We start from the raw sequence: 18753 nt of genomic DNA, 5'->3' as shown, positions 1-18753 counted from the left end.
ACATCTGAGTAACAATTTGTAACTGGATCGCCCGTAGCAATTCATTTAGCGGCACACTGATGAGAGGAAGACCAAGGAAGACCAAGTGGATACACAGACAGCGAGTAAAGAGCGTGTGCTGCTGATTGACGACGATGTCGAGCTCTGTTCGATGCTGCAGGATTATCTGACACGTCACGGCTGGGAGGTGACCACCGTTCACAGTGGCTTGACAGGAATGGAAGCAGCAAAAGCGATGCATGCTGATCTCATCGTGCTCGATGTGATGCTGCCGGATTTAGATGGCTTTGAGGTGTTGCGCAGACTTCAGCATGAGATGAACCCATGCGTGCTCCTGCTGACCGCGAGGGGCGAGGAGATTGACCGTATCGTAGGGCTGGAAATGGGCGCTGACGATTATCTTCCCAAGCCCTTCAATCCCAGAGAACTTCTTGCTCGTATGCGAGCAGTGATCCGGCGTTCCCATGTTGTGCATCGCTGGGAATCAGGAGCTACAGAATCGCTTGCAGACTTCTCCATCGATGCTCCAAACCGGCAGATCATGTTCAGGAACCAACTTATCGACCTGACGGATGTTGAGTATCTTCTGTTACGTTTGTTTCTCGCGCACCCAGGCGAAGTGCTCAATCGCGATATGCTCTGCATGGAAGCTCTTCAGAGACCGCATCGCGCGTATGACAGAAGCCTGGACATGCATGTCTCTCGTCTAAGAAAAAAGCTTGAGGCACTGCCTAAATTTAACGGTGGTTTGATTGCCGTGCGAAGTAGCGGTTATCTTTTCTCACCGTCTCGTCAGGCTGCTCGCATGGAAGAGGAATAACCAAGGAATGCGAACGTTTTTCCTGCAACTCTTCCTTTCGTTCTGGATAGCCACGATCGGGATTTTTATCGGCGCAACCATCTTCCTTCCTGGGGATGATCCGGGACCGCCAGCCGCATCAGATGCAATCAACGCGATCTCCGCAGAGCAGTCGCTCAGAATGATTCTGGCCGATTATCGTGTGCACGGCTGCACGTCGCCAGCAATATCGAATCCTCGAATGATGGTCGCCGATTCGCATGGCCGGCTCTTGTGCTCAAGTTCGATAGATCCATCTACCCAATCGTTGCTGGATCGAGTGATCAGAAAAGGAAACATTATAGGTAGGCGAGATCATGAGGACTGGGTGCAGGTGCGGCCCGTTACTCTTGATTCTGGAGAGAAGTGGTATCTCATACTGAGGGCGCCCTTCCAACCACCGCGGTGGTTCCCCCCTTTCCCCAAAAGCGCATTACCGATTTCGATTCTGGTGACGTTCCTTTTTGCCTACCTGTTGACCCGGCCGCTCCGCGCCCTTTCAAAGGCATTCCGTAGTTTTACTGTCGGTGATCTTTCGACCAGGCTGCCGGTGTCCGAAGGATCCCGTTGGGGCCAATTTGATAGCGCCGATGTTCGGACGCTCATGCGCGACTTCAACAGCATGGCGGATCGGGTCACCGAATTGATCGAGGCCCAGAAGCTGCTCGTGCGCGACATTTCACATGAATTGCGCACTCCTTTAGCTCGATTGCGTATGGCGCTTGAACTTGCGAGAGAAGATAGTGCACTGGACCAATCAGCCTTCGAAAGGATGGAGCGCGAAGCGGACAGAGTGAACGATCTTATCGGTGAAATGCTCACCCTCACCCTTCTTGAAAGTCTTGGAGAGCCGCCGCGTGCTGACAAATTCAGCATGCGTGAGCTGATCGACGAATTACTCGAAGATGCAAACTTTGAGGCCACCGCTCGCGGCTGCCGGATTCAGTTCGAATCGAAGATCAACGACATTCAGTTCTCCGGACAGCGGGAGATGTTGCGACGCGCTCTTGAGAACATACTCAGGAATGCGATTCGATACACACCTTCGGGCGGGTTGATCGAGGTCGAACTAGGCGAAACAGACGAAAATGAAGCAGCGGCTGCGGGAATGAACGATCGCTGCATCAGGGTCTCGGTTCGGGACACCGGACCGGGAATACCAGCAGAGCACCTCTCGCAGGTTTTTCGGCCATTTTACCGGGTAGATATGGCCCGCTCTGGGTCTTCCGGAGGATTCGGCGTTGGCCTCGCAATCGCCGAGCGGGCAGTGCATCTTCATGGAGGAAAGATCATGGCGAGCAATCGTCCCGGCCAAGGCCTTGACGTCCAAATCCTCCTGCCTCGAATGAATGCCCACAGATAGTATTCGGAAATTCGCATGAATGCCAAGGTGCCGAACTAACAGTTCGCAAGTTAGTGACCCTGCAATTAAGTCCTCAACCATGCAATGTAGTTTTTGTTAGAAGATACTGTGGCACTCTGTGTCGTTACGCACTGCTACAAATCGTTACCTTTCTTTACCCCTAAGCGTTTGCCTTTGTACAAGCATGGACATTGCGGAACGCAGGACCAGCGAGTGCGTACAAATGAGAGCAGGAATAGGTCTTTGAAAGACTAATCCTACTGCCCGCGATGGAGGACTCGTTTACCAGGTTTAGTCTGTGAGGAATCGCATGCTTAGAAAGCAGAAACTGAAAGAATTCGGCAGGGTACTTTCATTCATCGGGCTTCTGGCTGTTCCTATTCAGTATGTTGGGCAGAGTGTAGACGACAGCAACAAAAAGGAAGATAGAGTATCGGGGACCTGGGTCGCCCAAATGAAGTCGCCTATGGGAGAGATGGAGCTGGTCTACCATCTCAAAATCATCGATGGAAAGATTACCGGCACCCAAGAGCTTCCTTTCGGTGACTCTCCGATTGTAGATGGGGTAGTGACAGGCGATACATTTCATTTCACTGTTGCCCTTGAATCCTTCGGTCAAATCCAGAATCGTGAAGTTACAGGCAAAATTGTCGACGATACGCTGGTGCTGACGCCTGCAATGCCAGCGCCACCTCCGGGTGCCGGACCTCCTGGCCCGGGTGGTCCCGGCGGAGGATTTCACATCGGGCCAGTTGTAGCAAAACGTGGAATTCCAACACCCTCTTTCCGCGCGGCACCCGTAGACTATGCAGCTTTACCTAGAGTGATCCTTCCTGCACTGCATTCAGTTCCATACAACGGATTAGCGAAGACGCCGCCCATGGGATGGAATAGCTGGAATAAATTCCAGACACACATCAATGACAAAACTGTACGGGAAATAGCTGACGCCATTGTTGCTTCCGGAATGCTGAACGCCGGCTATCGCTACGTCATCATCGATGATGGATGGCAAAACTCACAGCGTGAGCCAGACGGAACTTTAAAGCCTAACTCCAATTTTCCTGACATGAAGGTGTTGGCGGACTATGTCCACGCGAAAGGATTGAAGCTTGGCATCTATTCTTCACCGGGTCCACGGACATGCGGGGGCTATGTTGGGAGCTATGGACACGAAGAACAGGATGCCCAAATGTATGCCGCATGGGGAATCGACTATCTCAAGTACGACTGGTGCAGCGCATCTCGAGTATGGAAGAACAACGACATGCGCGCGGCATATCAGAAGATGGGCGATGCCCTTCAACAGACTGGACGCCCTATCGTGTATGCACTATGCCAGTATGGGCAGGCTGATGTTGAGAGTTGGGGAGCGCAGGTGGGTGGGAATTTATGGCGGACTACAGGCGATATTCGCGACCGCTACGAATCAATGGCCGAGATTGGCTTTGCTCAAAGTAAACTGGCGCCGCATGCGGGGCCAGGGCACTGGAATGATCCTGACATGCTGGAAATCGGAAATGGCGGCATGTCCATCGATGAGTACAAAACACACTTCAGCTTATGGGCCATGGCTGCCGCTCCATTGATTGCAGGCAATGACTTGCGCAACATGGCTCCAGAGATAAAGGACATCCTGCTGAACAACGAGATCGTTGCTGTTGATCAGGATTCTCTTGGGAAAGCGGGAACGCAAGTTGCGGAACAAGGAGAGACTGCAATCTGGACTAAGCCACTGTCTTCAGGAGATTATGCCATCGGTCTATTCAATCGCGGATCGCAGGAAATGAGACTAGTCATTCGGCGGAAAGAGTTCGGCTGGAAAAGAAAGCATAAGGTTCGTGATCTGTGGGCGCATGTTGATCTAGGCACAATTACAGATTCATATTCGACCACTGTGCCTGCACATGGAGTTGTTGTAATCCGTGTATCTAAATAATGCAAGCCAGTTTATACATTGCATCATGTCTGTGCAGGTCATCGCGTGTGCGATTTAGGATGTCTTTACCATTTGTTACACATCTTTACCGTTGCGATGACTATGATCCCGTTAAGAAAGCACACCGAACCATCTGGAGTCTGATATGAAACAGCTAGTCCGGGGAATGTTAGTTGCACTGTATGGCACGGCAGTATGCGTATCAATTGCAACGCATCAGACAGCATTTTGCCAGGAGCCAGGACCGCCGCCACCTCCTGGCGCGATGGATGCTCCACCGTCGATGAATGTAGATAAGCAATTGTCCAAATGGACAAAGCGATATAAGTTGTCAGACGCACAACAGGCGCAGATCCGGCCGATCCTCGTTGAAGAGAAAAAGCAGATGGGTGCCTTATTCCACAATTTATCCCTGTCTCAAGAAGAGCGGTTTGACTCTATGAGGACCATCCACGACGATGAAACTTCAAAAGTTTCTGCAATTCTGAACGATGACCAAAAGGCAAAATATCGTAAGGACCAGGAACAGATGGCACGTCAACCAGGCCCTGATGGGATGGGGGAACCGCCGCCACCACCTCAGTAAATGGAAAAGCAATTGCCGCATCAGGTTAATTGATGGATATTGTGGCTGCTAATTCCCTCATTCTCACATTGGCAGCAGGTACATAGTTCCAGCATCTTCAAGATGCGCCAATCGAACGATGTGAGGTGTGATCAAAACCACCAACTCCATATTGTTCGTTGTATCTGTTCTGTTGGTTGTATCGCGGAGTCCAGGAAGCTCACTCAACCCGGGGATGCCAGTGATCTCACGTTCGTCCTGTTTCGACATAGCGCTCACCACTAATGCGCTTTCTCCCGTACGCAGCGAGACAACTCCGGTGTACTGCTCCTGTGAGAGCACTGGTATGTTGTTGAGCGTAGAACCTGCAAGCGCGGTGAGTTGTAGATCCAGGTTCAACAGCATTTTATTTTCGCCCTCTACTGCAGGCTTTACTTTTAGCGTTAACCCCAGGTCCTGGTATTGAATATTGGGCACTGAGAGTGTGGAAGATGATGAAGTGCTGGCTTCTGCTGTGTAACTGGAAGTCATGATTGGGTAGCGCTCACCACTGCGAAAAGTGGCTTCTTCTCGATCTTGAACACGGAGTTTTATTTGGTTCAGGGATTTCACATCGGAAGAGCTCAGCAGCATATTCGCAGTCGCACTGTTCCATTCTGCACCTGTCTCCGTCAATCCTCCGCCAAAGAGCACAAAGGTATTATTGAACACTGTGCCGGTTAACTCTCCTGAAGCAAGCAGAGCAGCCAGGATAGCCGAATAGTCTCCCGCACTGGCTAGACCGCTTGAAATGATCTCCTCTACCAGGCTCGAATTGTTTGCGATGACGTTGTTGATTTCCGAGCGCACATTGAACAGGGTGGCGGAGTTGGGAAGGACTACACCAGCATTCGCCTCTTTGTTCTTATCTACCTCGTACACATGGATGTCGAGCTGTACTTCATTTCGTCCTGCAAGCAACTCTGTAAAAGCCTGGTTGATGACCTGCAGCTCATAGTCAGGAGCGCGAAGGATGACATTACCTCGCTTATCCTGTGTCACACCATGTTCCAAGCCAAACAAAGTCCGGGCGATATTCTGTAGATCTGTCACTTCCGCAGCAGTAAGTCCGGGAAAATTGATGGCCTCAATTGCCAATCTTTGATATTTGTTTCGGTTCTCCTTCGTGTCAGATATGACCAACACATGCTGCGGGTCGAGCGGAACAAAGAAGGTCGCAGTGGCCAGCTTCATAAGATCGATGGCATCTGTAAAGCTCACATCATCTGCATCGAAGTGTACCGCGGTACTATTTACAGATGAGTCCATCGTGGCCTCGATCCCATAGGCTTTCAGCACCTGCCGGATGAGGTCCGGCTTATCCAATTGCAGATGAAACGAACAGCGTATATTTTGGGGCTTCAGTTCGATGGGACCGGCCGCAGTTGTTTCGTGATTCTGGACGTCCGTCGCTGCAACCGTTGAGGTGGCTTTCAATGTGTTCATGTATATGGACGCCATAGGGCTATGAGGATCGAGACGCAAGGCCTCATGAAGAATGGCCGCTGCCTTCTTCTTGTCGCCATACATCTCCGCCTCGGATGCCTGATGGATGAGCCTTGCTACCTGGTATTGCCGCGCAACTTCTACCGAAAGGAAATATTGAGTATTGTCAGGATCAAGTACGTGAGCCTTGAGAAAATCATCCTCAGCTCCAGATAGATCGCCCTTCGCAAAAGCCTCTGCTCCCTGGAGGAACTTAGTTTTCGCCTTACGCTGGTCGCGCCGCGAAATATTCTTCGTCTTATTCGCGCTTACCGCTGCCGGCCTCATCGCATCAGAAGGAGTGCCACTCGTACCTGGCGCTACTGTAGGCGCGGAAATTGTGGCTTCTTGCCCCGCTATATTTATCGTTTGTGCGATCAGCACACAGAGAACTACGGCCAGGCATCTTACGCGCATCGATCCCGGTGGACCAAAGCGAAATTTAGTTCGTCCTTTTTCGGCGCTCATCGGAATGTTTCACAAGCTTATTGATGTTCACCTGGCTTCGACAAAACTGGCGAAGGCATAACTTCGCGGAGTTGAATTGTCTGCTCAGTTCCGCTGTCAATCTGGTGGGCAGCGTTTACGTCTGATTGCGGAGCGCGAACGATATGAGGGACAATCATGAAAACAAGTTCATCATTGGTGACTTGATGGTCCTGCGTAGTAAACAAATACTTCATCCCGGGAATTTCGCCGAGTCCGGGCCATCCACTCACATTATGACTAATCGACTGCTTGAGCAGGCCCGCAAGGATCGTCGTTTCTCCGTCTTTCAATCGGATGACCTGTTCTGCTCTTTCCTGGCTGATGATTGGTTCATCGACATTATCGATGGTGGATGTGCCGCTCTGCGCCGAGATCTCTACGGCTAGCTTCAGCGTTACGTCCAGATTGCTATGAATTGCCGGCGTCATCTCCACGTTCACCCCCACGTCCATATATTGAAACTGAGTTTGCGCTGCTGCACTTGTGGAGCTGGTGGCATACGTGTAGCTGCCCGTAGCGACAGGAAGTTTCTCGCCAAGCTTGAGTACCGCCTTCTGCCCATCCACCGCACGCAGGCGCGGGCTCTGAAGTATGCGGGTATCAGAATCCGTAAGCAGAAAGTCTACCGCGGCCTGGCCGACTGAAATGCTGTAAGAAGAGCTTCTGCCGATCTGATTCAGAGTCTGCGAAGAGCCGGAGTTGACTGTCAGCGAAGTTGGAGGCGATAGGCCGATTTTCCGCTCCTTGTCGCGGCTGACTTCCATAACGGTGATGTCTACCAATACTTCAGGCCGCGGTTCGTCCAGGGCTGAAATCAGCATTCTCGCCAATTGCAGTTCATCCGGAGTGCCGCGCATCATAATGGCATTCTGACTGGGAACTGCAAACAGCCTTGCCGTGGTAAACACCTGGCGCAGCGCCGTCTGAACATCATTGAGGTCACTCTGCTGCGACGCATTTTTCAGATAAAAAACCTGGACTGCCTGCTGGTTTAGTACCTGACGTTTCGTGCGGTTGTCCTGCGCAACAAAGATCGTATTGTGAGTGACGGGTTTCCAAAATGTGTTTGAAATCTCGCCAATGATGCGCAAGGCATCGTACGGAGTTACCTCTTTCAGATCAATCTGAACCGATTTGGAGGTATAGTCCGGATCGAAAAGTACGTTGACGCCGATGGTTTTGCCTACAGTCTGGTATATGACTCTGCTGTCCTGCACCATGTGCAGCGTAATTGGCTCGTTATTAAACGTGTCCAGCTTAGGAGGCGGCGCGGCATGCGATACATGCTCTGAGTCATCATGGATTTCACCCGCATGATCTTTGTGTTCCAGCTCCAATTGAAGCTTTCGCACATCGGCTTCAGCCACTTCATTGGTGGAGTCGATATCCAGGGCTCTGAGAAACGCCGCGAGCGCCGCAGGCAAACTATGAGCCTGGACATATTTTTCTCCCTGTTTTACGTACTCAGCGGCGGCGGCAACACGAACCCTTTCATAAGTTGTGCGGTACTTGATCTCTTTCGGCTTGAGATTGAAAGCTGTCTTATAAGCCTCATAGGCAGAGATGATGTCGCCGGCTTCTTCCGCAGAGCGCCCCTTTTTGTAGTATCCGTTCGCGGATGCAGCGTGGACGCTTTGCGTCAAGCAGGACACAACCAGCAGCAGTACAACAAATCGACTTATGGGTTGTCGGAAGCATGTCATCAGAAACTCATCCTGGATAGATCGCCGCGGTAATCAGGCTCAGCGCGGCTTGATTCTTATGTAGCCAGACGCGCATAACGGTCACTTCGTTCGGAAACAGGGCAGAGCTGCACTCGTTACAAATTGTTACGCTTCTTTACAAGCAAACCAATTCAAAATTCGTCTGACATTCAGGAAGTTTCAGCAAGCAGGCATATGGTTGGAAAGCTATTTTGACTTGCATAGACGTAAGGAGTAGCCACATGCCATGGGGACTGACAAGTGGCGTATCCAGTTTCTTAGCTGCGAGAGCTGCGGCGCTGTCAATTCGCTTGTCCGCGCCCGCCGTCGTACTGTAACTGCGTTGGTTGCAAGGTGGTTCGGTCTTTATCCGTGGCGCTGCAACAATTGCTATCGGTTTTACTGGGGCCCGCGAAGTTTTCGGAAAGAAAGATAGATAGATAGATAGTAATGACTACAATCAGGGTCTTCAAAACTGTTCTTTAGAGGCACAACAAAAAAGCAGGTTAATCGTGGGCGAGAAAGTCGGTCATCTGTTCCTAAGTTTCATTGTGGTTGCAATCTTTTGTGTGGGATGTGGTGTTCTCTCGGCGCAGACATCCCAAAGCCGTATAAACCAGGAGATCACCTCCAGTTCTGCGACATCGTTACGAGGGTCCGTAAATCCTAATGCAAAAGCGCAATTTGATACCGGGCGGGTAAATGGCGGTACACGTCTCAGCGGTATCACCATGCACTTCAAACCCACAGCAGAGCAGCAGGCCGAGCTCGACGAATTGATAAAAGAGCAACAGACGCCGGGTTCGCCAAATTACCATAAATGGCTCACTCCTGCCGAATATGCGAGCCGCTTTGGGTTGACTGATAGTGACATTGTGCAAGTCAAAAGCTGGCTTGAGGAGCAGGGCTTTACAGTTGACCGGGTTTCCAACAGTCATAACAGTATCACTTTCTCAGGAACAGCCGCACAGGCAGAATCGGCGTTTAAGACAGAGATTCATAACTATCAACTTGACGGTGAAAAGCATTTCGCCAACAGCACCCAGATTGCGATACCCGCGGCCTTATCCGGAGTGGTCCAGTCTGTGCGCAACCTGGATGACTTCCGGCCGAAGCCGCTTGTACGATTTCACAAGCAACAGATGAGCGGGTCATCCGGTGGAACAAAGCCGAACTTCACTTCCAGCCAGTCCAGTAACCATTATCTCCAGCCTGGAGATGTAGCAGTTATCTATGACATCAAGGCAGCCTACAATGCAGGCTACACCGGAACGGGTCAATCCATTGCCGTCGTTGGCCAGTCGGAGGTTGAAGTATCGGATATTGAAGCGTTCCAGAACGCAGCCGGACTGACCGTCAAGGATCCGACCCTCGTATTGGTTCCTGATTCCGGGACCGCAGCGGTTTCTTCCGGCGACGAGGCCGAATCCGATCTTGATCTCGAATACACCAGCGGCATCGCCAAAGGCGCGACGATCTATTTTGTCTATGTAGGAAATAACCAGAACTACAGTGTATGGGACGCTCTGCAATATGCCGTAGATACTAAAATCTCGCCCATCATCAGTATGAGTTACGGCGCATGTGAGCCTGATCTTAGCTCCAGCGACTACTCGACGCTTGAATCTATTCTGGAGCAGGGAGCCAGCCAGGGGCAGAGCATCATCGTGGCTTCAGGCGATGACGGTTCAACAGGTTGTTATGCAGATGTCAGCAGTAGCAGCAACAATACCGTGACTGCGACAGAGGAAGAACTAGCAGTAGATTATCCCGCCAGCAGCGCCTATGTCACAGGCCTGGGAGGTACTGAATTTCCCTCTGCGGATGTTTCCTCTTCCAATACAACCTATTGGGAATCAGCCAGCGGCAGCGACGTTACCACTTCTGCACTTTCGTATATTCCAGAGCAGGTTTGGAATGATGACAGCTCCACCTACGGCCAGGAATATGGCGCAGAATACGCGCTTTCGGCAGGTGGCGGCGGCACAAGCACGCTCACAAAGAGGCCAAGCTGGCAGACCGGCGTGACAGGAATTTCTACTGCGCCGGATTATTCAAAGGGCTATCGTCTTGTGCCGGACATCTCGCTGGATTCTTCAGCTGAGAATGCCGGATATCTTTATTGCACCAGCGACACTTCAGCCTGGAGCAGCAGCCAGCAGGCCAGCTGCAACAGCGGCTTCCGCGATTCGAGCACACAGTATCTGACCGTGGCAGGAGGCACCAGCTTTGCTGCCCCTATCTTTGCAGGCATGCTCGCGCTCATCAATCAGAAGGAAAATTCCACCGGGCAGGGGGTGATCAACTCAACGCTGTATACGCTGGCCGCAAATTCCAGCACCTATGCCTCGGCCTTTCATGACATCACCAGCGGCAGCAATGCTTGTACTGCAGGCTCAAGCTACTGCTCTTCAGCAGGAGCATCTGAATACTCGGCGACAACCGGCTACGACGAAGCCACCGGCCTCGGCTCGGTTGATTTGTATAATCTGCTTACGTCATGGTCTGCAGGCTCTTCATCATTGCTCCAGGCGACTACAACTGCGCTTACCGCGGCGAGCAGTACGCCTTCTTCCGGCGCAAGCGACGCGATCACGATCACCGTATCTCCACAATCGAGTTCCATCACCACCACGCCAACAGGAACGCTGACTGTTGTGGTAGATGGCACGACTGAGACTTCATCGCTTGCACTCTCCAATGGCTCGGCGACTTATAGCTTCTCTTCTACCACATCTGGAGCGCATGTTATCACCGCTACTTATTCCGGAGACTCGACCTTCGCCGCTTCCAACGGCTCCGTAACGGTCGATATCGGCGGATCGAGCGGCACTTCCTCTAACGGAAGCTTCACTCTTGCCGCGACTAACGTGACTGTCTCACAAGGCAATTCCGGAACTTCAACCATCACAGTTACCTCGCAAAATTCGTATGCAGGCACAGTTGGATTCACGCTTTCCACGAGCAGTTCATCCCTTTCAACCTATGGTTGCTACGACGTAAACAATGTATCTGTTGGTGCGAACGGTACGGCAACCAACACGCTTACGATCTACACGTCAGAAAGCGCGTGCAGTACAACTTCATCTGTACGGAAGGGGACGAGGCACAGTTTTGTCCACACAGGAACAAAGGCCAGCGCATCCTTTCCAGGCGATCCGGTTTCCCGCGAAGCAGTTCCGATTAGCGCCACCGTCCTTACAGGGTTTCTGTGCTGGGGTATTCGCAAACGCAGATCAAGATTATGGGCCATTTTGAGCTTTGTTGTGCTCCTGGGCGTTCTCGGTTTCTCCAGCGGATGCGGGAGCAGTTCAGGTAGCTCAAGCAGCTCTGATAACTCAACTGATGTAGCAAAGGGAACATACACTTTGACGCTGGATGGAACCGATACAGCAACATCAAGCATCGCTGCTTCAACTACTTTTACTCTTACGGTTCAGTAGTCATAACAAGCATGAACAGTTCAGGGATGCTCTCAGTGAAGGGGAGCTTTCCCTGAAAAGCGAGTGGAGTATAACCCTCAGAGCTCGTGGGTGCTCTGGGCAACCCACTCAATAGGAGGCTGGGGAGGATGGCCATCCGGCCCCAGTCTCCAAGGGATGAAACGGCACAGGCGGTGAAAACGGGATGACTGTAATCCAGGCCCAACTTTTATCGCTTGTTTGCCGTAGTCTTAGAGCCTTCTGGAATCCCGCAAGGCGGCTTTGGCCGGCATTGCACTCTGCTGCGGCTTCCGCTTAAGTACATCAGGAAAGAGCCCAACCGGAACGGTCTTGTCGCCGTATAAACTGCGCCGCCTGAGGACAATTTTTCGCAACCATCTTCGGTCCGTCCCATTCGATCTTCTGGCCAACACGCAATGACACGCAGCCCAGCAGCATGATTTCCGTGAAACGCGCAGCGATGTCAAAACGCGAGTAGCACATCTCCGGCTTATTTTCCTTGACGGCAGTAAGCCATTCCTGCGCATGGGCAAAAACACTATTCCCGGCATGATGATTGCGCGGAATGCGCTCCGGATATTGCGCCATGGCCGGGTGATTGAGGTAGTGGAGGAATTTTTCTTCGCCCTTCAGTTTCACGAAGAAATTTGCTCCATAATCGTCCGGTGAAAAGACTGTGCCTCCGTCGCCAATCAGCAGACAACCGCTATCGGGAACCTTGCCCTGCAGCGCGATGATGTCGGCAGTCAATTCGATCGGCGGCTTGTTGCTCAGGTCATGACCGCCACGGGCTGCCGGGTCAGGCTGACCGCCGTCGTACCACCACAGTGTCACCGCATCGTGCTCGATCTTTCTGTAATGGTGGAAAAGATGCGGATGCTCGAGGGGAATGCGGCCTTTGCGTTTGGGAAAGTCGAAGCGAATTTTGGAGCCGACAGGATACGATTCCTTGTTCATCTGGCCGAAAGGCATCGCTTCAATCTCCGTCGGGTAATCGAGATCTAAAGCGCGAAATGGCATATTGACCGTGTGGCAGGCCATGTCGCCCAGCGCACCGGTGCCGAAATCCTGCCAGCCACGCCAGTTAAACGGCTCGTAAATTCCATCTCGGTCCTTTGGCTTGCGGCTGCCCTTATATGGCCGCATTGGAGCCGGCCCAACCCAGATATCCCAATCCAATGTCGCAGGAACCGGGTCTTCTCCGGCTGGACGCTCCATTGCCTGCGGCCAAACCGGGCGGTTCGTCCAGACGTGAACTTCATGTACTTGTCCGATGAGTCCGTCCTGAATTGTCTCCACCGCGCGGCGCAAACCGTCCGCGGCACTGCCCTGATTGCCCATCTGCGTAACGAGTTTTCTCTCGTGGGCCATTTTCCGCAAATAGCGTGCCTCATAGATCGTTTGCGTCAATGGTTTCTGACAAAATACTGCCTTGTTCCTCTTCATTGCCGCTGACGCCACAACTGCATGCATATGATCCGGCGTCGAAACTGTCACCGCATCGATCTGATTGCCCATTTGATCCAGCATCTGGCGGAAATCTTTGTAAAACTTCGCGCTCGGATATTTTTTTGTCTGAGTCTCATAGGCCTCAGAACCCGAATTCACATCGCACAACGCGACGATGTTCTCGCCGGCGCAGGCATCAGTATCGCTCCGGCCTTTCCCGCTGATTCCGATGCAGGCGATGTTCAACTTGCTGTTGAGATTCTGTCCGCGCAAAAGTGTAGGCACGCCAAACGCGAGCGCACCAGCGGCCAGGGAACTCGTTTTGATAAATTCACGACGGTCGACACGCGAGAGTACGACGGTCTCAGGAGCTTTCAGAGAGGGCAATTTTCCGATTGGTTTCGACACGAGCACAGAATACACTCACTGACGCCCCAGTGCCTCTGCTGCATCAGAGTCCGGACGTTCATGGATGCGCGCACCATGGAGCACTCGCAGGATACGAACCACATCACCGTCAAAGCAGTAAGCCGCAACATATGGTCGGCACATAGCCTACTGTGGCCAATCTTCGCATTCGCCTCCAGGCGTCGTTCTTTCGGATCGCGCTGGATGAGAAAGCTCTTGATGGCTTTGTTCATTAGCTGATTCACGGGCCGGCTCTTTCTTCCAGCCTGCGAGCATTGAGTAGAAGTTGTTCCAACCGTGCAGGGCAACCATGATCAGGTGCCCGGCAATAAAAATTACGAGGAAAAGCATTGCGCAGAAGTGCCAAATGCGTACCATCCCGAAACCGCCCATAAGCCAGGCCAGTGATGAGAGCTGCACGGGCTTATAGAGCACCAGTCCAGTTACCACAGCCAGCCAGCCCAACAGGATTGCGGATGTGTAAGCGAGTTTTTGGAGGGGGTTGTAGGACTCTTTCAACCCGGGTTTCGAACCGCCCAGAAAATAGTGCCGGACTATTGGCCAGACTCCCGGCAAATCTTTAGGAGTGAACAGTACCTGCCGGTAATTGCCCGAAAACAGTTGATAGCCCAAATAAGCAATGCCGCTCGCCATCAAGGGCCACATGAATGTGAGGTGCCACTGCAGGGAGCCGCCAAGCCAGCCACCCAGCCCCAGCCAGGCGGGAATGGTTGCCAAATCCTTCTCAGGAATCTTTGCTCCGAAGCTTGGGAAAGCCCGAAAAATCCCAATTCCGCTCAAAATCATGACGGTAATTGAGAGGGCGCTCACCCAGTGCGTAACGCGAACAAGGTACGGATGCTCGTAACGAGCGAACCAGACCAATTTCGATTTCTGATCGCGAAACAGGACAAACCTTTGATTGCCGGCAGCAACAGACGTCCGATTCATACTAGAGTCCTCCGTACCAGTTGTAGCCCTGATCTTCCCAAAAGCCTTTGCGGCCGCTCAATATGTTTGTCACTTTGAAGGAGGTGAGGTATTTCGCCTGTTTGTACCCGAGCTTTATAGGCATCTGGAGGCGCAACGGAGCGCCATGGCCACGCGCGAGAGGCTGACCGTACATTTCATAGCACAGTAGAGACTGAGGATGCATGGCGCTCCCGATGTCGATCGACTCGTAGTAGTCATCGGCGCACTCCACTTCCACGAAGCGAGCCTTTGGATCGGCGCCAACCATCTTCAGGAACTCCGAAATCCTCGCTCCGCCGAAATTGCCGATCACAGACCAGCCTTCCACGCACACATGACGCGTATTTTGCACGATCTTGGGAAGTGACTGGATCTGCGGCAAACGATAATTTCCCGGGTTCTTCACCAGACCGGTGACCGACAGAGACCATGTGGCTAAGTCAATTTCAGGATCAAGTACGTCGTAGTAGTTAAATGGGAACTTCTCGATCGGTGTGACTTCACGATCGGCAAAGCTGTCTTCCAGATGCTGCCCGCGGAAGGAAACCTCAGACGCTCGATCGCTGAGATCTACACCTGCCCGCAGGATTGAGTCCCTGAACCTGGGAATCAGAATTGTACCCAAAGCCAGGGTGGGCGACAGCTTTAGCAGATCGCGCCGCGACATTCGCCGGAACATCCTTTGTTCCACAACATCAGCCTCGTCGAAACCGTCCCGTGTTTTCTCGGATTGTTTGTTCATACCTGTCATTGATGGCGACCTGTTCCTAGTACGCGTGGCGCCTCACCCTGGATGCTCATCGCTGGAAAACTTCGTAAATCCAATTTGCCGGCTCCGGCGTAAACCTCACAGGAATTACAAATTCAATCCGGGAGAATCGGAATCATGAAAGACAAGAAACTCGCTCTGATTGCGGTGGTATTCTGTGCCGTCGCAACGGCATTTGCCGCAATGCATAATCCGGTAGTCGGTGGCAAGGAGATGTATCCGACGAAGAACATCATCGAAAACGCGGTCAATTCCGCGGATCACACCACACTCGTTGCCGCTGTTAAAGCGGCTGGCTTGGTGGAAACATTGGAAGGGCCGGGACCATTTACCGTCTTTGCGCCAACCAATGAGGCATTTAGCAAGTTGCCTGCCGGAACGGTAGAAACATTGCTTAAGCCGGAAAACAAAGGGACGTTGACCAAAGTCCTTACCTATCACGTTGTGGCCGGAAGGCTGAGTGCAGCTGATCTCAAGAAAAAGATCAGAGAAGGTCAAGGAATGGCAGTGCTCACGACGGTAGAAGGCGGCAAGCTGTGGGCTTCCTCCCAGGATGGCCAGCACATCATGCTGAAGGACGAAAAAGGGGACACCGCATCAGTAACGATCCCGAACGTTTTTCAATCCAATGGTGTGATCCACGTGATCGACACAGTCGTGATGCCCAACTGAAGGTCATAATAGTTGACAGACTCGCAGGAAACAGGCCCGGCCTTCCTCCCGGCCCTGTTTCCTGATGTGCTTGATCCGTTAAACATCCTAAGTTGTCCTGCCCTTGCTCGATCCTGGCCTGAATAGCGAGCAAGATTTCAGGCATGCGTGATGTGGTGGTCGCTTCACGAATTTCCTGAACAAATAATCGTCCTGCATCTATTGCTGAGAATGTGGTGGGGCTGCGATCAAAGAGTCTGACACCAAGTCAAATTCCAGTCGATCGATATTACGCATGAGGAGAGATGCGGCCACACCCAGTTTTATTGCGGCCCTGTGGAAGCTGCCTTCTTGGCAGAGAGAACAAAGGGCAAATCAAAGTCGAAGCAATGAACACCCGGTTAGCGAAAAGCACTGTTGAAAATCCGTAGCACTTAACCACTACCAGCTTTCAGCCAATAGTCATTCAGCATATTAATCGCCTTATCCTTATCGCTTGCTTTGCGCACGCGTCTTGAGCAGGTTGCAGGCTTCAATTTCTTTCTGCGCGTCATCCCGCCGGTTGGCTGTGGTATACGCATCGGCCAGTGCATGGTGAAACTTTTCGCTGTCCGGCGACAGGCGCACCGCCGTCTCAAGTTCCGGAATTGCTTCGGCTGCGCTCCCTCTTTCAAGCTCTATTTTGCCGAGATCATAATGTGATTCAGGGTCACGTGGGTTGAACTTGATCGCGGCTTGAAGTTCTGCAAGGGCCTGTTGCTGCTCTCCCTCTATTGCCAGCGCCTCTCCTAGGGAACGGTGTATTTCGGGAACATCCGGATGCAGCTTCTCAAGTGCCTGCAATCGCTCTGCGCCCTGGCTGACTTTCCCAGTCTTCACCAACGAGCCTGCATATACATACTCTGCCTGGGGGGCGAGATCGACCTTTCCTATCACGGGTTGGAGTACTTCGATGCAGCCTTGGTAGTCCCCGGTCATGAACTGGCTGATTCCCAGGACGCTACGCGCGCCGGTGTCATCCGGGTATGACTTGAGATAACGCGACAGCGGCGGGATGGCATCCGCGTATTGCGCCCCCGCAAATGCCGCTCGCCCCCAGTTATAGTCGAGTCCGTCGAGCGACGGATTCCACAGCGCGGCGTGTTCAAAATATGTGACCGCCTTCGCGTAATCTTCCTTCGTTGCCGCGATAGCGCCCAGGTTGTTATAGCTGTCGGCTACGACAGGACCGAATTGTTCTTTCATTGCTTCAGCCTTACCCAACGCCTGTGGGTCAGCATCGTGAGCAGGAGAGAATTGAGCCTGACCATCCTGAGGACCTGACACATCAAGCAATGCTGCCAGCTTGCTTTTGTCCTGCTCCAGTGTCTTATTGGACAGTTCGCGGGCGATATTCATCTCTGCCCGCGCCTCATTCTGCTTTCCCTGCTGAATAAGAATTCTGCCTAAAAGAAAATGCGCATTCTGCACCTGGTATCGATTTCGTGAAATGTCCGTCGTAAGACGGATGCACTGCCGAAAAGCGGCTTTGGCCTCCGCGAAGCGGTTCGTGTTGAAGTACATCTGTCCCAGGTAGAGGTAAGCATCAGGACTCTGTGGCGCGAGTAATGTCGACTTCTTCAGATAGGCTTCTGCTTCAGAGTAGTTTTTGCGAGTTACGGCAATCTTGCCTAGTGCTGCATATGTCATGGCATCGTGCGGCGAGATGGCCAGTTCTTTCTTCAACTCTGCTTCCGCGTCTGCCACATGGCTTTCATCGCCGCCCGTTGCCAGCAGGATTGCAGCGAGCAGATAGTGAACACCCGGCAGGCGAGGATTTTCTGCAATGGAGCGCTTGAATTCAGAGATGGCCCGGGCCTGGAAGTCTGATTCACCATAAGCGCGGCCGAACGCCATGTGGATCTCAGGAGTGTCCCCAAACGATTTTTCGAGTTCATCGAAAAGCTGGACAGCGCAATTCTCGTCCTCCAAATCAAGACAGGCCACGGCCAGGTCATAGCCATTGGGGAAAGTCGGGTCCAGGGCAACGGCTGCTTCGAGTTCTTTTCTTGCTTCCTTGTCCCGGTCCAGTTTCAGGAGCGCTCGGCCAAGCACCTGATGGGCCTGGGCGAGTTTTTCGCGATCGCCAGGATATTTCTGTATGAATTCTGCCGCCAGCGTTCTTGCATGATCGAGGTCACCAAGCATCCATGCCGTCCGCGCATAATCAAGAAGAAGAGACGGAGAATCGGGATCGAGGGTCAGGGCCTCGTCGAACAATGGAGCCGCTTGCGCGTAATCCCGCGCAAGCGCATACCCAATCGCCAACCCGCCCAATGCATTGGGGAGAAAGGCGCGATATTCTTCTGCTGCCTCGCTGAGTTTGCCTGCCTGTTGGAGCTTCTGGGCGTTGTTGTATTGCAGCTGCAATCCTCTGCCAGAGGAGTTGTTCTCGAGTGTCTGTCCACGAAAGACCGTGACAAAAAGAAGTACCAGAACAACGCATATGCCACAGGGTCTGGATGGGATAAACATGGTGGAGCTAAGGACTGTCGGTTTCACATCGTATCACTACAGCACACAAAGCCGGCTTTCTGAAAAATTCGGGCCTTTAAAAAAAGGGAAGGTGAACTATTCGCTCACCTTCCTTCTGGTAAGGGA

12 protein-coding genes are annotated in these 18753 nt (G+C 52.4%); 6 read left to right on the top strand and 6 right to left on the bottom strand.

Annotated elements, in window-relative coordinates:
- The first annotated feature begins 85 nt into the window (after window positions 1-85).
- From AC5S16_RS04195 to AC5S16_RS04180, 4 genes are all read left to right on the top strand, one after another.
- Window positions 86-820, top strand: coding sequence for a response regulator transcription factor (locus AC5S16_RS04195; RefSeq protein WP_493928774.1), 735 nt, complete (start codon window positions 86-88; stop codon window positions 818-820).
- A 160-nt stretch (window positions 821-980) separates the two neighbouring features.
- Window positions 981-2201: a sensor histidine kinase gene (locus AC5S16_RS04190; RefSeq protein ID WP_493928773.1), complete on the top strand. Its 1221-nt coding sequence runs from the start codon at window positions 981-983 to the stop codon at window positions 2199-2201.
- 310 nt (window positions 2202-2511) lie between these two features.
- Window positions 2512-4140 (top strand): glycoside hydrolase family 27 protein, encoded by a 1629-nt coding sequence (locus AC5S16_RS04185; protein ID WP_493928772.1) that lies wholly within the window; start codon window positions 2512-2514, stop codon window positions 4138-4140.
- Between the two features lie 145 nt (window positions 4141-4285).
- Window positions 4286-4726: a hypothetical protein gene (locus tag AC5S16_RS04180; RefSeq protein ID WP_493928771.1), complete on the top strand. Its 441-nt coding sequence runs from the start codon at window positions 4286-4288 to the stop codon at window positions 4724-4726.
- 63 nt (window positions 4727-4789) lie between these two features.
- Here the strand turns inward: AC5S16_RS04180 and AC5S16_RS04175 are convergent, their stop codons facing one another.
- Together AC5S16_RS04175 and AC5S16_RS04170 are read right to left on the bottom strand one after the other, a co-directional pair.
- Entirely contained in the window at window positions 4790-6517 is a 1728-nt protein-coding gene (locus AC5S16_RS04175) for a secretin GspD/PilQ domain-containing protein (RefSeq protein WP_493928770.1), read from the bottom strand.
- A gap of 197 nt (window positions 6518-6714) precedes the next feature.
- The gene (locus AC5S16_RS04170; RefSeq protein WP_493928769.1) at window positions 6715-8361 is read right to left on the bottom strand and encodes a type II secretion system protein GspD; all 1647 of its coding nucleotides are present in this window, start codon (window positions 8359-8361) and stop codon (window positions 6715-6717) included.
- A 791-nt stretch (window positions 8362-9152) separates the two neighbouring features.
- Here AC5S16_RS04170 and AC5S16_RS04165 point away from each other — a divergent pair.
- Window positions 9153-11864 (top strand): protease pro-enzyme activation domain-containing protein, encoded by a 2712-nt coding sequence (locus AC5S16_RS04165; RefSeq protein ID WP_493928768.1) that lies wholly within the window; start codon window positions 9153-9155, stop codon window positions 11862-11864.
- 303 nt (window positions 11865-12167) lie between these two features.
- Here AC5S16_RS04165 and AC5S16_RS04160 read toward each other — a convergent pair whose 3' ends face one another.
- From AC5S16_RS04160 to AC5S16_RS04150, 3 genes are all read right to left on the bottom strand, one after another.
- On the bottom strand, window positions 12168-13700 hold the full coding sequence (locus AC5S16_RS04160) for a Gfo/Idh/MocA family protein (protein ID WP_493928767.1): 1533 nt from the start codon (window positions 13698-13700) through the stop codon (window positions 12168-12170).
- A 168-nt stretch (window positions 13701-13868) separates the two neighbouring features.
- The gene (locus AC5S16_RS04155; protein ID WP_493928766.1) at window positions 13869-14672 is read right to left on the bottom strand and encodes a cytochrome b/b6 domain-containing protein; all 804 of its coding nucleotides are present in this window, start codon (window positions 14670-14672) and stop codon (window positions 13869-13871) included.
- Between the two features lies 1 nt (window position 14673).
- A complete protein-coding gene (locus tag AC5S16_RS04150) occupies window positions 14674-15360 on the bottom strand; it encodes a molybdopterin-dependent oxidoreductase (protein WP_493928765.1) in 687 nt (228 codons plus the stop codon).
- 219 nt (window positions 15361-15579) lie between these two features.
- Between AC5S16_RS04150 and AC5S16_RS04145 the strand changes: the two genes are divergently transcribed.
- Window positions 15580-16134, top strand: coding sequence for a fasciclin domain-containing protein (locus AC5S16_RS04145; RefSeq protein WP_493928764.1), 555 nt, complete (start codon window positions 15580-15582; stop codon window positions 16132-16134).
- A gap of 468 nt (window positions 16135-16602) precedes the next feature.
- Here AC5S16_RS04145 and AC5S16_RS04140 read toward each other — a convergent pair whose 3' ends face one another.
- Window positions 16603-18654 carry a tetratricopeptide repeat protein gene (locus AC5S16_RS04140; protein WP_493928763.1) on the bottom strand — a complete coding sequence of 684 codons (2052 nt, stop codon included), beginning with the start codon at window positions 18652-18654 and terminating at the stop codon, window positions 16603-16605.
- Window positions 18655-18753: the final 99 nt, after the last annotated feature.

This window comes from Acidobacterium sp. FHG110202_01 (assembly GCF_059115305.1).
This window is presented reverse-complemented; position numbering and strand designations above follow the sequence as displayed.

Excerpts from the sequence above, each read along its gene's own strand:
- AC5S16_RS04150 (WP_493928765.1), bottom strand. The coding sequence starts at position 15,360 with ATGTCGCGGCGCGATCTGCTAAAGCTGTCGCCCACCCTGGCTTTGGGT.
- AC5S16_RS04155 (WP_493928766.1), bottom strand. The coding sequence starts at position 14,672 with ATGAATCGGACGTCTGTTGCTGCCGGCAATCAAAGGTTTGTCCTGTTT.
- AC5S16_RS04185 (WP_493928772.1), top strand. The coding sequence starts at position 2,512 with ATGCTTAGAAAGCAGAAACTGAAAGAATTCGGCAGGGTACTTTCATTC.
- AC5S16_RS04145 (WP_493928764.1), top strand. The coding sequence starts at position 15,580 with ATGAAAGACAAGAAACTCGCTCTGATTGCGGTGGTATTCTGTGCCGTC.
- AC5S16_RS04190 (WP_493928773.1), top strand. The coding sequence starts at position 981 with ATGATTCTGGCCGATTATCGTGTGCACGGCTGCACGTCGCCAGCAATA.
- AC5S16_RS04175 (WP_493928770.1), bottom strand. The coding sequence starts at position 6,517 with ATGAGGCCGGCAGCGGTAAGCGCGAATAAGACGAAGAATATTTCGCGG.
- AC5S16_RS04180 (WP_493928771.1), top strand. The coding sequence starts at position 4,286 with ATGAAACAGCTAGTCCGGGGAATGTTAGTTGCACTGTATGGCACGGCA.
- AC5S16_RS04165 (WP_493928768.1), top strand. The coding sequence starts at position 9,153 with ATGCACTTCAAACCCACAGCAGAGCAGCAGGCCGAGCTCGACGAATTG.